This is a genomic window from Antarcticimicrobium sp., assembly GCF_029212575.1.
Taxonomy (GTDB): domain Bacteria; phylum Pseudomonadota; class Alphaproteobacteria; order Rhodobacterales; family Rhodobacteraceae; genus Antarcticimicrobium.
This window is the reverse complement of sequence record NZ_JARGPK010000093.1, coordinates 1-13,878: the sequence shown is the minus strand read 5'-3', so window position 1 is coordinate 13,878 and position 13,878 is coordinate 1. Positions and strand designations below refer to the sequence as shown.

Genomic DNA, 13,878 nt, shown 5'->3' with positions numbered 1-13,878 from the left:
ATGGCACGGATCGATTTTGAGCCATGGGAGCCCGAGGAAACCGTCGGGAAACTGTGGCACAGCTTTGCCAGCCGTCTGGATGCGCCGCAGGCGCATGATGAGGCCGCTGTCGATCTTTCCGAGGTCGGCGGACGGCTGGCCGTTCTGTTCCGGGGGCTGGGCGGCAACCCGAGCGTGGAGTTGCGCCCGGTCTCCGACGAAATCTCGCGCCACCGGCTGGGCTGGCGGCGGCGGCTGGGCACCGAGGCCGAGGCCCTGCCGCGCGCCAGTTTCGACGGCGAGGTGCTGCGTCTGCCGGACCGGCTGGCGGTGCTGCCCACGCGGGCGGCAAACGGCGCGCTTTACGTCTGGTTGGCGGCCTGCGCCGCCCATGCGCCGGGCCGGATCGAGGCGGAGGACCCGCTGCACGCCGACCTGCGCGCACTGGCCGCCGCGCGGCACATGGTGGCAGCAACGCTCAAGAACGCGCCGGGGCTGACGGACCTGTATCAGGCGCTGTGCGGAGGTGTCCTGCATCACCGGGCTGCCCCTGACCTGCCGTCGAGTGAGACGGCGGTGGAACAGATCATTCGGCACATGCTGGGGGACGATCTGTCGGCCGACGCCACGCCGATGTGGCAGGGGATGACCGCCGGGGCGCTGGACGCGGTGAGCGCACCGCGCGGCTACCGGCCGTTCCGGCCGGTGCCGCTCTGGCCCGATCTGCGACCTGTGCAGTTTTCCGAAGCGCAGGAGGCCGAAAGCCGCGACACCGACGGCCCGCCCGAGGAGAGCGGCGAGAAAACCCACCGCGCCCGGCGGCGCAAGTCCGATCAGGCCGAACGCAACGACAGCCTCATCCTGCACAAGTTCGAGGCGATCCTCAGCTGGGCCGAGTTCCTCAACCTTAACCGCCGGGTCGATGACGACGATCCCGACAGCGCCCGCAAGGCCGCCGACGACCAGGACGAGATCGGGCTTGGCCAGATCTCCAAGGCGCCGGCGACGCGGCTGAAACTGCACCTGGACCTGGCGCCCGAGGACGTCGACCGCGAACGGCTGTCGGGCAAGGTGATGTATCCCGAATGGGATTGCCGCACCGGGCGTTACCTGCCTGATCACTGCTGCGTGCTGACCTCCATCGCCGAGGCGGGCGAGGCGAATGCCGCCTATGCCCATGACGCCGCCGCCGCCCGCCGCATCCGCGCCGTCAAGCGCCAGTTCGAGGCGCTGCGCCCCGGTCGGGTGACCACGCGCGGGCATCTGGACGGCGACGGGTTGGACATGGACGCGGCGGTGCGCGCGCAGGTGGACCGCTGCGCCAACAGCGAGGGCAGCGACCGGATCTGGCTACAGTCGCGCCCCGAGGCGCGCGATCTGGCGGTGTCGATCCTGCTGGATGTCAGCCGTTCGACCGAAAGCGCGGTGTCAGGCCGCGCGGTCATCGACATCGAGCGCGAGGCACTGGACGCGCTGGCCTGGGGGCTGGAGGCCTGCGGCGACAGTTTCGCGATCCACGCATTCTCGTCGTTGAAGCGCGACCGGGTCTATGTGCAGCGCTGCAAGGGGTTCGATGAGCCGATGGGAGAGCAGGTCGAACAGCGCATCGGCGCGCTGCGCCCCGGCTTCTACACCCGTCTCGGTGCGGCGATCCGCCATGTCTCGGCCGATCTGGCGGTGCAGGCGCGCAAGCGCCGGCTGCTTTTGGTGATCACCGACGGCAAGCCCAATGACCTGGATCATTACGAAGGGCGCCACGGCATCGAGGACACCGCGATGGCGGTGCGCGAGGCGCGCCGCGCCGGTCAGGCGGTTTACGGCGTGACGGTAGATCGCGCCGGAAAATCGTGGTTTGCGCGGATGTTCGGACAGGGCGGCTTTGCCATCGTGCCCGATCCCGACAAGCTGACCCATGCGCTGCCGCAGATCTATCGCCAGCTGGTGATCGGATGACCCAGAACGTTGAAACCCCCTCGATTCTGGACGAATTGCCGGGCGAGTTGATGATCTGGGTGTTGATCGTCAGCGAGTTGCTGGTGTTCGGCGCCGGGCTGGCCGTGTTCCTTGCGGTGCGGCTGACCGACCCGCTGGGCTTTGCCGAGGCGCAGGACCATCTGCACCGCACCGGCGCGGCGCTGAACACCGTGGTTCTTGTGACCAGCGGCTTTCTGGCCGCGCGGGCCTTGCGGTTGCGCGAAGCTTCCCGGCGCGGTGCTGCGCGATTGGCGCTGGTCGCGGCGGCGGCGCTCGGGGCGGTGTTCCTGGTGATCAAGGGCGCGGAATATGCCGACAAGGCGGCACAGGGGATCGCCTGGGATACTCACGCGTTCTTTACCTTCTACTACCTGCTCACCGGATTTCACGCCGCCCATGTCGCCGCCGGCGTCGTGATCTTGTTGCTGGTGGCTTGGCGGGACGAACCCGCCAATATCGAGACCGGCGCCGCCTTCTGGCACATGGTCGATCTGGTCTGGGTGCTGCTGTTCCCGGTCGTCTATTTGCTTGGGTAGGGCGATGCGATGGAGGATTTGAAACCGGCAAGACAAACGGCGACGCGGCCCGGATTGCGCCCCGATGCGCTCACGCGGGCCTGGATCGCGCTTGTCGCGCTCAGCGGCGCATCGGCTTTGGTCGCCGCGCTGGCCGGGGTGCAGATCGACCGCCGGCTGGCCGGCGCGGTGGTTCTGGCGCTGGCGCTGGTCAAATCGCGGCTGATCCTGTCGCGATACCTCGGGCTGTGGCGGGCACCGTCCTGGCGGCGTGGTTTCAACCTGACGCTCACGCTGTTCGGCCTGTTGCTGCTGGCGCTTTACCTGGTCCCCGGGGTCACGTCCTGAAGGCGGCGGCCAATGTTTCCGGCAAGTCGAACTCGCGCAGCACCCGCGCACGGGCCTCGGGCGACATCTTGCGCGCGGTCTTTTCGACGATGTCCTCCACCTTCTCCGGGGAATGCTTGGCGGCAAAGGGGGCGAAATACCATTTCAGGAAGGTGAAACAGATCACGTCCTCCAGCGCCTGCACAGTGTCGTCGCGCTTGATCCCCTGCTTGCGCAGCATCCGGCCGACCTGTTCCACCGCCTCGGCATCATAGCCGGCCTTTGCCATGATCTGACCCACGCGGGTCGCGTGGTGCTCGGCCAGGTCCCGGCGCCAGGCCAGGTATCCGGCCCGGCCCTCGGGGTAGTCGGCGCGCCTGAGCACCCAACGCTCGATATGCTGGCCGCGCGCGGCGATCTTCAGCACCTCCGGCGCATCGGGGAACAGGCGGTCACATTCCGCGCTCATGCGCTGACCGTACAAAAGCGCCTCTGGACTCCCCGATTCACGGCGCGGATCGGCGGCGTTGGCGGTGTCGATGGCGGCAAGCGCCTGGTCAAGATGTCCGGTCATCTGCTCGTTTTTCCTCGTGCTCAGCCGCTGTTTTCCACCAGATCCCGGAGATGTTCGACATTTTCGATCCGGGCCTGGTTCCTTTCGACGGTCACCCCGGACTGCCGGAGCCGGGCAAAGGCGCGCGACAGGCTTTCGGGTTTCATCCCCAGCCGCCCGGCGATCAGCACCTTGTCATAGGGCATCTTCACCATGCAACTGCCACCATCGCCATCGCAGAGATCCAGCAGAAACTCGGCCACCCGCTGCGCCCCTGTCTGCGCCTTGAGCTGCTCCAGCTGGGCCACCAGCGAATGCAGGTGGGTGAAGGTCGAGGACAGGATCGAAAGCCCAACCTCGGCGTCGCGCTTGATCAGGTCGATCAGGACGCTGGACGGAAGGCACAGAACCTCGGCCGAGGTCGCCGCCTCGCCCGAGACCGGATAAGGCAGGTGACGCAGCGCGATCGCCTCGCCGAAACTTTCGCCACGGGTGAAGACCCCGACCACCGCCTCGTTGCCGTTCGGGGTGACGCGATAAAGCTTGACCCACCCCTCTAGCACAATGTGGATCGCGTCGGCGGCCTCATCCTGCAGGAAAAGCGTCTCGCCCCGTTCGTAGTGGCGGTGGATCGCCCGGGACAACAGCGGTTCGACGTGCTGATCGGGCAGGGAGCGCAGCAGCACGGACTTGCGCGCGATCACCCTGTGGTGTTCCTGGATCAAGACCTGTCCTTTTTCGTTGCTGTCCTGCACGGGCAGGGTCTGCCGCCGGTTCCCGCGCCTGTGCTAGCAAAAAGCGAGCCGATCGTCCACGGCGACGGGCGGGGATCGAGGTGAGCCGACCGGTCTGCATGGGTCGTGGTCCAGACCAATGCACCCAGAGGAGCCCGTCACCTTGCCCGGATCGACTGACGGATGCGGAGACATCGCAAGCGGCAAAGGAATGGTCCGCCTTTGAACCGCTGTGGAGAGGCCGTTTCGTCCGGGCAGATCCGTCGTCGCGAAGCCGGTTCCAAATCGCTTGCTTATGTCCGGGCACGGGGCTGTCGGGTGTGTGGGATCGCGGTTTCGCACCATCTGAGCCGATTTCAACAGATTTGCTCAACTTCCTGTTAATATTGCGAAATTACGATATTTGAAGAACGGGTCGCGGTTCCTTCCGAGTGAAATCCCTCAGGCTGGGTTTTCTGGATAAATGAATGGGTTTGCTTGACATGAATCAAGTCGATCCGCACCACTGGGGCATACACCCGACGCAGAACAAGAGTATGGAAGTGACCATGTTTCTCCGGATCCAGCACCCGGCCTTCGTGTCCGACGCCGCGCCCCGGCGCCGGTGCGGCGCGTGCCCGGTGGCGACGATTCTGGGGATTTTCGCGCTGATCCTGCAACTGCTGGCGCCGGGTTTGGCGCGGGCGTCGCAGGCCGACTGGATGGAGATTTGTTCCGATCAGGGTGTCGTGGTGGTGCCCGTGGATTTCGGGGACGAAGAGGCGCCGCAATCGCCACGCGTCCCTGACGGCCCCTGTGATTGCTGCGGTTTCTGCCTGTCCCACGGTGGCACTGCTGCGGCGGTTCCGCCTGACCCGATTTCACTGACCCTTCTTCACGGTGCGGCGCGTGCCGCGACCCTGCCTGATGCACAAACCGACCGTGCCGTGCCGCGCGCGGTCTGGCCCAGCCCGCGCGGCCCCCCGTCCGCGCCCAAGAACATGACCGACCGCGCCCCGGTCGCGTCCAAAGCGTCAATCCCCAACAAAGGAGGTGCGCTGTGGACGTAAAGCGCGCGATATCTTCCTGGCTGATGGCCCTGGCCCTGATCTTCTCTCCGATCCTCGCCACTCCGGCCCGGGCAGACAGCCTGGCCAGTTTCCTTCCCGACATTTCCCCAGACGAACTGGTTCCCGGCGCCGATAGTTTTGGCCCGATCCGCGAGGACGTGCCGGTCGCACCGGTGCTCAAGGGCGGCGAAACCGTCGCCTGGGCGTTCCTGACCTCGGATTTCGTCGGCACCACCGGATATTCCGGCAAGCCGATCCACGTGGTGGCCGCGATCGACCCCGACGCGGTGATGACCGGTGTCAAGCTGGTCAAGCACTCCGAACCCATTGTTCTTGTTGGCATTCCCAACGCGAAGATGATTCGGCTGACCGAAGGTTATGCCGGGCTGGACCTCAAGGCCGAGGCCGAGACCGGCGGCGAGTCGCATGATCTGGACATCATCTCGGGCGCGACGGTGACGATCATGGTGATCGACGACAGCATCGTGCGCGGCGGGCTGAAGGTGGCGCGCGCGCTGGGGTTGGGCGGGTTGTCACCGGCCCGGCCAAGCGGCCCCCCGCGTGAAATCGACATGAGCCAGACCGAGGTGACCGACTGGATCACCCTGGCGGGCGACGGATCGGTGCGGCGATTGACGCTGGACGTGGGCCAGATCAACGCGGCGTTCGAGGCCAGCGGCGATGCCCGCGCGATCAGCCGACCGGAGCCGGGCGAGGCATCCGACACCTTCATCGACCTGCAAATGGCGTTGGTCTCGGTTCCCAGCATCGGGCGCAGCCTGTTGGGCGACTCCGAGTACCAGAATCTGACCCAGGCGCTGGAGCCGGGCGAACAGGCGATCCTGGTGATGGGACGGGGGCGCTATAGCTTCAAGGGATCGGGCTATGTCCGCGGCGGCATCTTCGACCGTATCCAGCTAATCCAGGGCGATCAATCGGTGCGCTTCGTCGATCGCCAGCACAAGCGGATCGGCGCGCTGGCCGCGGCCGACGCCCCCGAATTCACCGAGCTGGACCTGTTCCGCATTCCCGCCGATGCCGGGTTCGATCCGGCGGAACCGTACCGCCTGCAACTGCTGGTGCAGCGCGCGGTCGGGGCGGTCCAGAAAAGCTATCTGACCTTCGACCTGGGCTATCGCCTGCCCGAGGGATATCTGCTGCCGCGGGCGCCCGCGCCCGAGCTGGTCAGCGATACCAGCGGCGAAGAGGCCGCCAAGACCGCCCTTTGGCAACGCATCTGGAAGGATCGCACCGGCCAGATCGCCGGACTGGCCGCGATGCTGCTGGTGCTGACGGGCGTGTTCTTCTTCCAGTTCCAGGCCACCGCGAACGAGCGCGTGTTCTACTGGTTCCGGATCGGGTTCCTGACCGTGTCTCTGGTGTTCCTGGGCTGGTATGCCAATGCGCAGCTGAGCGTGGTCAACCTGATGGCGCTGGCCGGCACGCTGCGCACCGGATTTACCTGGGATGCCTTCCTGCTGGATCCGCTGGTCTTCATCCAGTGGTTTGCGGTGGCCGCTGCGCTGATCTTCTGGGGGCGGGGGGCCTATTGCGGCTGGCTGTGCCCCTTTGGCGCGCTGCAGGAGCTGGTCAACCAGATCGGCCGCGCCCTGCGGCTGCCGCAATGGACCTTGCCCTGGGGGCTGCACGAACGGCTGTGGCCGGTGAAATACATGATATTCCTGGGGCTGTTCGGGCTGTCGATGGTCTCGATCCCGATGGCCGAGACCTATGCCGAGGTCGAGCCGTTCAAGACCGCGATCATCCTGAAGTTCATGCGCGACTGGCCCTTCGTGGTGTTCGCGCTGGTGCTGCTGGGTCTGGGGCTGTTCGTCGAGCGGTTCTATTGCCGGTATCTCTGCCCGCTGGGCGCGGCGCTGGCGATCCCGGCCAGGATGCGCATGTTCGACTGGCTGCGCCGCTACAAGGAATGCGGCAACCCGTGCCAGACCTGCGCCAACGAATGCCCGGTGCAGGCGATCCACCCGACCGGCGAGATCAACCCCAACGAATGCATCGACTGCCTGCACTGCCAGGTTCTCTACCAGTCGGAAAGCAAATGCCCGGTGGTAATCAAGCGGATCAAGCGCCGGGCCAAGGTGGGGACCGCCGATCTGAAGATGCCGCTCGGCGATCCGCCGGCGAACCACCCCAACGCGAAACCAACACCCACTTCCTGAAAGGAGCACACAATGTCGGAACAGGAAAAGACACTGAATGTCACACGTCGCGGCCTGCTGGGCGCGACGGCAACCGGGGCCGTGATGGCCGGAACCGGCCTTGGTGCGACGCTGATGAGCGCACCCGCGGCCAACGCCGCCGGCAAGATCAACCTGGAGCCCGGAGAACTGGACGAATACTATGGCTTCTGGTCCTCGGGCCAGTCCGGCGAGTTGCGCATCCTGGGCATTCCCTCGATGCGCGAGCTGGTCCGGGTGCCGGTGTTCAACCGCTGCTCGGCCACCGGCTGGGGCCAGACCAACGAAAGCCTCAAGGTGTTGACCGAAGGGCTGCTGCCCGAAACCAAGGAGTTCCTCGCCAAGCGTGGCAAGGTCACCTATGACAACGGCGACCTGCACCACCCGCACATGTCGTTCACCGACGGCACCTATGACGGCCGCTATCTCTTCATGAACGACAAGGCCAATACCCGTGTCGCGCGGGTGCGCTGCGACGTGATGAAATGCGACAAGATCACCGAGATCCCCAACGCCAGCGACATTCATGGGCTGCGGCCGCAGAAATTCCCGCGCACCGGATATGTCTTTGCCAATGGCGAACACGAGGCGCCGCTGGTCAACGACGGGTCGATTCTGGACGAGCCGGAAAAATACGTGAACATCTTTTCCGCCATCGACGGCGATACGATGGATGTGTCCTGGCAGGTGATCGTTTCGGGCAACCTCGACAACACCGACTGCGACTATCAGGGCAAATACGCGTTCTCGACCTCGTACAACTCGGAAATGGGCATGACCCTGACCGAGATGACCGAGAACGAGATGGACCATGTGGTGATCTTCAACCTCAAGGAGATCGAAAAGGGCGTGGCGTCGGGCGATGTGCAGGTGCTGAACGGCGTGCCGGTGATCGACGGGCGCAAGGGCCAGAACAAGAAATACACCCGCTATGTCCCGATTCCGAACAGCCCGCATGGCTGCAACACCGCCCCGGACGGGCAATACGTGGTGATCAACGGCAAGCTGTCGCCGACCTGCTCGGTGATCGACGTCACCAAGGTCGATGCGCTGTTCGACGAGGATGCCGACCCGCGCTCCTGCGTGGTGGCCGAACCGGAACTGGGGCTGGGGCCGCTCCACACCGCCTTTGACGGCAAGGGGTTCGCCTATACCACCCTGTTCCTCGACAGCCAGGTGGTGAAATGGGACATGGCCAAGGCAGTGCGCGCCTATGCCGGCGAGGATGTCGATCCCATCATCTCCAAGGTCGATGTGCATTACCAGCCCGGCCACAACCACACGACCATGGGCGAAACCAAGGAGGCCGACGGCAAGTGGCTGATCTCGCTCAACAAGTTCTCGAAAGACCGGTTCCTGAACGTGGGTCCGCTGAAGCCCGAGAACGAGCAGATCATCGACATTTCCACGGACGACATGAAGGTCGTGCATGACGGCCCGACCTTTGCCGAACCGCATGACGTGATCCTGGTCCGGTCGGATATCGTCAACCCTGCGCGGGTCTGGTCGCGGGACGATCCGATGTTCGCCGATGCGGTCAAACAGGCCGCCGCCGATGGTGTGGTGCTGGAGGACGGCCATGACGAGGTGATCCGCGATGGCAACAAGGTGCGGGTCTACATGTATTCCTCGGCGCCTGTGTTCAGCCTGGAAAAGTTCACCGTCAAACAGGGCGACGAGGTGACGATCTATGTCACCAATATCGACGACATCGACGACCTGACGCACGGGTTGACCATCTCGAACTATGGCGTGGCGATGGAAGTTGCACCGCAGGCGACCGCCTCGATCACCTTCACCGCCGACCGTCCGGGCGTGCACTGGTACTATTGCCAGTGGTTCTGTCACGCGCTGCACATGGAGATGCGCGGCCGCATGCTGGTCGAGCCGCGGGCGGTCTGACCGATGCGCTGGCTTCTTGCCCTGATGCCGATCCTCTTCGCCGCGGTTGCCGCCGCGGCGGAGTGGGACGTGCCGAACCGGCCGGGGGCCATCGCCGAAACCCTGGCGCAGGCGGAGGATGGCGACGTCCTTCGGCTGCGTCCCGGCACCTATGCCGAAACCCTCGTGCTCGACCGGCCCGTGGTGCTGGACGGGCAAGGGCACGCAACTATCGACGGCCAGGGCGCGGGCAGCGTAATCACCGTCACCGGCCCCGGCGTCACCCTGCGCGGCCTGACCGTCATCGGCTCAGGCTCGGGGCACGAGGGGATCGACAGCGGCATCAAGCTGACCAAGACGGCGCGCGCGCCGAAGATCTTGGACAACGTGCTGCTGGGCAATCTCTATGGCATCGACATCCACGGCGCCAGGGACGCTCGCGTTGCCGGCAACCGGATCGAGGGGCGCCTTGATGCCCGCATGAATGCCCGCGGCAACGGCGTCTATGTCTGGAACGCACCCGGCGCGGTGGTCGAGGGCAACGACATCCGGTTTGGCCGCGACGGGATTTTTGTCAATTCGTCCAAGCGCAACATCTTTCGCGATAACCTGTTCCGCGATCTGCGCTTTGCGGTACATTACATGTATGCCGATGACAGCGAGGTCAGCGGCAATGTCTCGATCGGCAATCACCTCGGCTATGCGGTGATGTTCTCGACCCGGGTCAAGGTCACCGACAACGTCTCGGTCGGGGATCGCGACCATGGGGTGATGCTGAACTATGCCAACAAGGGCGAGATCAGCGGCAATTACGTGAAGGGCACCAAGGGCAAATGCGCCTTTCTCTACAACGCGCACCGCAACCGGTTTGCCGGCAACTGGTTCGAGGGCTGCGGCATCGGAATCCATTTCACCGCCGGATCGCAGGACAACCGGATCAGCGGCAATGCCTTTGTCGGCAATCGCACACAGGTCAAGTATGTCTCGACCAAATGGGTGGAATGGTCCGAGGACGGTCGCGGCAACTACTGGAGCGATTTCGCCGGCTTCGATGTGGATGGTGACGGCATTGCCGACGCGCCCTATCGGCCCAACGACAGCATGGACCACGTGCTGTGGACCCAGCCGGCGGCCAAGCTTTTGATGGGATCGCCGGCGGTGCAACTGGTACGCTGGTCGCAATCGGCGTTCCCGGCGCTGCTGCCCGGCGGTGTGATCGATTCCCATCCGGTGATGAAACCGGCGCGGCCCGAGGCCAGCCAGAAGGTGACAAATGACGGATAATGTTCTGCAGATCGAACAGGCCAGCAAGACCCGCGGCAAGCTGCGGGTTCTCGACGCCGTGTCGCTGTCGGTCGCGCCCGGCGAACGAGTGGCGCTGCTGGGCCATAACGGGGCCGGAAAATCGACCCTGATCAAGGCCATTCTTGGGCTGACTCCGCTCAGCGGCGGGCGCATTTCCGTCGCCGGAACAGCCCCGGGCAGCGGGTCGGCGCGGGCGGCGACCGCCTTTCTGCCCGAGGCGGTGAGCTTTCATCCCGCGCTGACCGGGCGCGAACAGCTGACGCTGTTTTCCCGGCTGGCTGGCGCCCGCGCCGATGTGCCCGCGCTGCTCGACCGGGTCGGGCTGGCCGACGCGCTCGACCGCCGCATCGGCACCTATTCCAAGGGCATGCGGCAGCGGCTGGGTCTGGCACAGGTGCTGCTGGGCCGCCCGCGCGTGGCGCTGCTGGATGAGCCGACCAGCGGGCTTGACCCGATCTCGCGGCAGGATCTCTATGACATCATCGACGAACTGGCCGGGCAGGGAACCGCAGTGCTGATTGCCAGCCATGCCCTGACCGAGGTCGAGGCGCGCACCGACCGGATCGCCATCCTGCGCCGGGGTGTGCTCGTGGCCGACGATACCCTTGCCGGGCTGAGCGCGCGGGCCGGTCTGCCGATCCGCCTGCGCATCCGCGCCCGCGAGGATGCCGGGGCGATTGCCGAACAGACCGGCGGGCGGCGGGTCAACGGCGCCTCGGTCGAGATCCTGTGCAGCCCGGCGGAAAAGATGGAGGCGCTGCGCCGGGTCGCCGCGATGGGCGAGGCCGTGACTGACATCGACATCACCCCGCCCCGGCTGGAGGACCTCTATCGCCACTATGCGCAGGAGGTGCCGCAATGATCCGTTTCCTCGCCATCGCCCGAACCGAGATGCTGATCCTGAAACGCAACCGCTGGCTGGTGGTCGCGACGCTGATCATGGTGTTGTTCGCGCTGGCACTGACCTTTGCGGGAAGCGCGCCCACCGGCACGCTGGGGGTCGACATGCTGACGGTTTCCGTCGCCTCGATGACCACGCTGTCGGTCTATCTCGCGCCGCTGCTGGCGCTGATGATCTCCTTCGACGCCATCGCGGGCGAGGCCGATCGCGGCAGCCTTGCGCTGTTGCTGTCCTACCCGGCCGGGCGCGGCGAGGTTCTGCTGGGCAAGTTCACCGCGCAACTGGCAGCCCTTGCCTTCGCCATGGTCATCGGGTTCGGCAGCGCCGGGGCGGTGGCGGCATGGTCCGGCGGCGCGGGATCAGACAGCCTCATCGCGCTGGCCCGGCTGATCTGCACCTCGGTGCTGCTGGGCGCGGTGTTCCTGACGCTGGGTTACCTGATCTCGGCCCTGGCGCCGGGCACCACCGCCGCGGCGGGGATGTCGGCCGGGTTGTGGCTGATCTTCGTGGTGCTCTATGACCTCGGGTTGCTCGGCGCGGTGGTGATGGACCAGGGCGGTGCCTTCACGCAATCGGTGTTTCCCTGGGTGATGGTGGCCAACCCCGCCGATGCGTTCCGGGTCTGGAATATCGCCGCCTCGGATGGTGTCGCGCTGAGCAGCGGCATGGCCGGTGCGGCGCGCGCCCTGCCCGATTGGGCGGCGCCGGTGTCGCTGCTGGTCTGGCCGGTGCTGGGCTTTGCCGCCGCCCGCGCCGCCTTCCGGAGGGTCGAGCCATGAAACATGGGTTTGTCCTTGCCGCGCTGCTGGCGCTGACCGCCTGCAAGGAGGATGAGGCCGCGGCACCCCCGCCCCCGGCGCCGCTGACCGAAACCGCGCTGAGCTATTTCTGCCAGATGAGCATCGCCGAACACGGCGGACCCAAGGGGCAGATTCACCTGGACGGCCACGAGCAGCCGCTGTTCTTTGCCCAGGTACGTGACCTTGTGGCCTATCTGAAAAGCCCCGAGCGCGACGCCGAAATCACCGCTGTCTATGTCAGCGACATGGGCCGCGCGGGAAGCTGGGAAAACCCCGGCCCCGAGAACTGGACCGCCGCCGGGACTGCGATATTCGTGGTCGGTGCAGAAGTCGCCGGCGGCATGGGTGCGCCCGAGATCGTGCCCTTTGCCGATGCGGCAGAGGCGAAAGGATTCATCGCCCGCTACGGCGGCCAGGCACTGCCGATATCCGACATTCCCGACGATGCCGCCCTTGGCCCCGTCGATCTGGAAAAAATCCTTGAGACCCCGCTACTGGAGATTCCGTCATGACCCCTTTCAGCCGCCGCAGATTTCTGACCATCGCCGCCGCCTGCGCCGCCCTGCCGGCCGGGGCGACACCCGTTACCGCCCGCTGGCAGGGCCGCGCCATGGGCGCCGGGGTGTCGATGCAACTGGCCGGGCTGTCCGAGGAGGAAGCCGCGCCGATCTTTGCCGAGGTCGAGCGGGAGTTGATTCGGCTGGAAGCGATCTTCAGTCTCTACCGCACCGACTCCGAGATCGCCCGGCTGAACCGTGACGGCGTGCTGGCCGCACCTTCGCCCGAGTTGCTGCAGGTTCTGAGCCTGTCGGACACTCTGTATCATGCGACCGGCGGGGCGTTCGATCCGACGGTGCAGCCGCTGTGGCTGGCGCTGGCAACCGGAAAGGAAATCGAGGCGGCCCGCGCACGTATCGGCTGGACCGGGCTGCGCTTTGACGCCGCTGCGGTGCGCTTCGACACCCCGGGCATGGCGATCACGCTGAACGGCATCGCCCAGGGCGCGGTGACCGACAGGATCGCCGCACTTCTGCGGGCACGGGGGCTGCGCGACGTGCTGATCGACATGGGCGAGATCGCCGCATCGGGCCGCCGCGCCGACGGTGCGCCCTGGTCGGTGGGCATCGCCGACCCCGCGGGCCGAATCGTTCGGCGCATGACCCTGAGCGACCGCGCGCTCGCCACATCTGCGCCGCAAGGCACCCTGCTGAATGCCACAACCGGACAGGGCCATATCCTGAACCCTGCCGGCGGTGCGCCCTCGCGCGCGCTGGTTTCGGTCTCGGCCCCCACCGCGGCCGTGGCCGATGGGCTATCGACCGCGCTCTGTCTGCTGCCGCCCGCGCGTGGCACGGATGCCCTGGCGCATTTCCCGCACGCGCGTCTGGAGGCCGAGGCCTGACGACCGGGTGCACCGGGTCATGCGGTTTCAGGTTTGACCCCGGCAACCTGTTCCCGGATGCCGTCGTTGACGTCGCAACGATCGCCCGGCGGCACCGGTTGCGGACAGCTTTCTGATGCTATCTGGCGCGTATGGTGACCCCGGCAGGATTCGAACCTGCAACCTGCCCCTTAGGAGGGGGCTGCTCTATCCAGTTGAGCCACGGGGCCGACCTGTCCACGTTCTGGCCAAATTCGTCCCCGCTGGCAAGCGCTTGGCCG

13 protein-coding genes and 1 tRNA gene are annotated in these 13,878 nt (G+C 66.0%); 11 read left to right on the top strand and 3 right to left on the bottom strand.

The window, feature by feature from the left end; genetic code table 11:
• Genes P1U75_RS19615 through P1U75_RS19605 form a run of 3 tightly spaced genes read left to right on the top strand, consistent with a single transcriptional unit; the run spans nt 1 to nt 2,816 of the window.
• Entirely contained in the window at nt 1–1,932 is a 1,932-nt protein-coding gene (locus P1U75_RS19615) for a VWA domain-containing protein (protein ID WP_300246380.1), read from the top strand.
• Nucleotides 1,929–2,489 (top strand): cytochrome c oxidase subunit 3, encoded by a 561-nt coding sequence (locus P1U75_RS19610; RefSeq protein ID WP_300246378.1) that lies wholly within the window; start codon nt 1,929–1,931, stop codon nt 2,487–2,489. The genes P1U75_RS19615 and P1U75_RS19610 overlap by 4 nt, the downstream gene beginning before the upstream one ends.
• A 9-nt stretch (nt 2,490–2,498) precedes the next feature.
• Nucleotides 2,499–2,816 carry a cytochrome C oxidase subunit IV family protein gene (locus P1U75_RS19605; protein ID WP_300246376.1) on the top strand — a complete coding sequence of 106 codons (318 nt, stop codon included), beginning with the start codon at nt 2,499–2,501 and terminating at the stop codon, nt 2,814–2,816.
• On the opposite strand, the gene P1U75_RS19600 is transcribed toward P1U75_RS19605, so the two are convergent.
• Together P1U75_RS19600 and P1U75_RS19595 are read right to left on the bottom strand one after the other, a co-directional pair.
• On the bottom strand, nt 2,806–3,369 hold the full coding sequence (locus tag P1U75_RS19600) for a DUF4202 domain-containing protein (RefSeq protein ID WP_300246373.1): 564 nt from the start codon (nt 3,367–3,369) through the stop codon (nt 2,806–2,808). The genes P1U75_RS19605 and P1U75_RS19600 overlap by 11 nt on opposite strands.
• Before the next feature lie 20 nt (nt 3,370–3,389).
• Nucleotides 3,390–4,073 carry a Crp/Fnr family transcriptional regulator gene (locus P1U75_RS19595; protein WP_300246370.1) on the bottom strand — a complete coding sequence of 228 codons (684 nt, stop codon included), beginning with the start codon at nt 4,071–4,073 and terminating at the stop codon, nt 3,390–3,392.
• Nucleotides 4,074–4,549: 476 nt separating this feature from the next.
• Between P1U75_RS19595 and P1U75_RS19590 the strand changes: the two genes are divergently transcribed.
• From P1U75_RS19590 to P1U75_RS19555, 8 genes are read left to right on the top strand one after another with little or no spacing between them, the layout of a single operon-like run.
• Entirely contained in the window at nt 4,550–5,131 is a 582-nt protein-coding gene (locus tag P1U75_RS19590; RefSeq protein WP_300246368.1) for a DUF2946 domain-containing protein, read from the top strand.
• Between the two features lie 23 nt (nt 5,132–5,154).
• Nucleotides 5,155–7,311, top strand: coding sequence for a NosR/NirI family protein (locus tag P1U75_RS19585; RefSeq protein ID WP_300246467.1), 2,157 nt, complete (start codon nt 5,155–5,157; stop codon nt 7,309–7,311).
• Nucleotides 7,312–7,323: 12 nt separating this feature from the next.
• A complete protein-coding gene (nosZ, locus tag P1U75_RS19580; RefSeq protein WP_300246366.1) occupies nt 7,324–9,231 on the top strand; it encodes a TAT-dependent nitrous-oxide reductase in 1,908 nt (635 codons plus the stop codon).
• Between the two features lie 3 nt (nt 9,232–9,234).
• Entirely contained in the window at nt 9,235–10,494 is a 1,260-nt protein-coding gene (locus P1U75_RS19575) for a nitrous oxide reductase family maturation protein NosD (protein ID WP_300246364.1), read from the top strand.
• Nucleotides 10,484–11,377 carry an ABC transporter ATP-binding protein gene (locus P1U75_RS19570; protein ID WP_300246361.1) on the top strand — a complete coding sequence of 298 codons (894 nt, stop codon included), beginning with the start codon at nt 10,484–10,486 and terminating at the stop codon, nt 11,375–11,377. The genes P1U75_RS19575 and P1U75_RS19570 overlap by 11 nt, the downstream gene beginning before the upstream one ends.
• The gene (locus tag P1U75_RS19565) at nt 11,374–12,195 is read left to right on the top strand and encodes an ABC transporter permease subunit (RefSeq protein WP_300246358.1); all 822 of its coding nucleotides are present in this window, start codon (nt 11,374–11,376) and stop codon (nt 12,193–12,195) included. The genes P1U75_RS19570 and P1U75_RS19565 overlap by 4 nt, the downstream gene beginning before the upstream one ends.
• The gene (locus tag P1U75_RS19560) at nt 12,192–12,728 is read left to right on the top strand and encodes a nitrous oxide reductase accessory protein NosL (RefSeq protein WP_300246355.1); all 537 of its coding nucleotides are present in this window, start codon (nt 12,192–12,194) and stop codon (nt 12,726–12,728) included. The genes P1U75_RS19565 and P1U75_RS19560 overlap by 4 nt, the downstream gene beginning before the upstream one ends.
• Nucleotides 12,725–13,618 (top strand): FAD:protein FMN transferase, encoded by an 894-nt coding sequence (locus P1U75_RS19555; protein WP_300246353.1) that lies wholly within the window; start codon nt 12,725–12,727, stop codon nt 13,616–13,618. The genes P1U75_RS19560 and P1U75_RS19555 overlap by 4 nt, the downstream gene beginning before the upstream one ends.
• Nucleotides 13,619–13,750: 132 nt before the next feature.
• Here P1U75_RS19555 and P1U75_RS19550 read toward each other — a convergent pair.
• Nucleotides 13,751–13,827 (bottom strand) — tRNA-Arg (locus P1U75_RS19550).
• Nucleotides 13,828–13,878 lie beyond the last annotated feature (51 nt).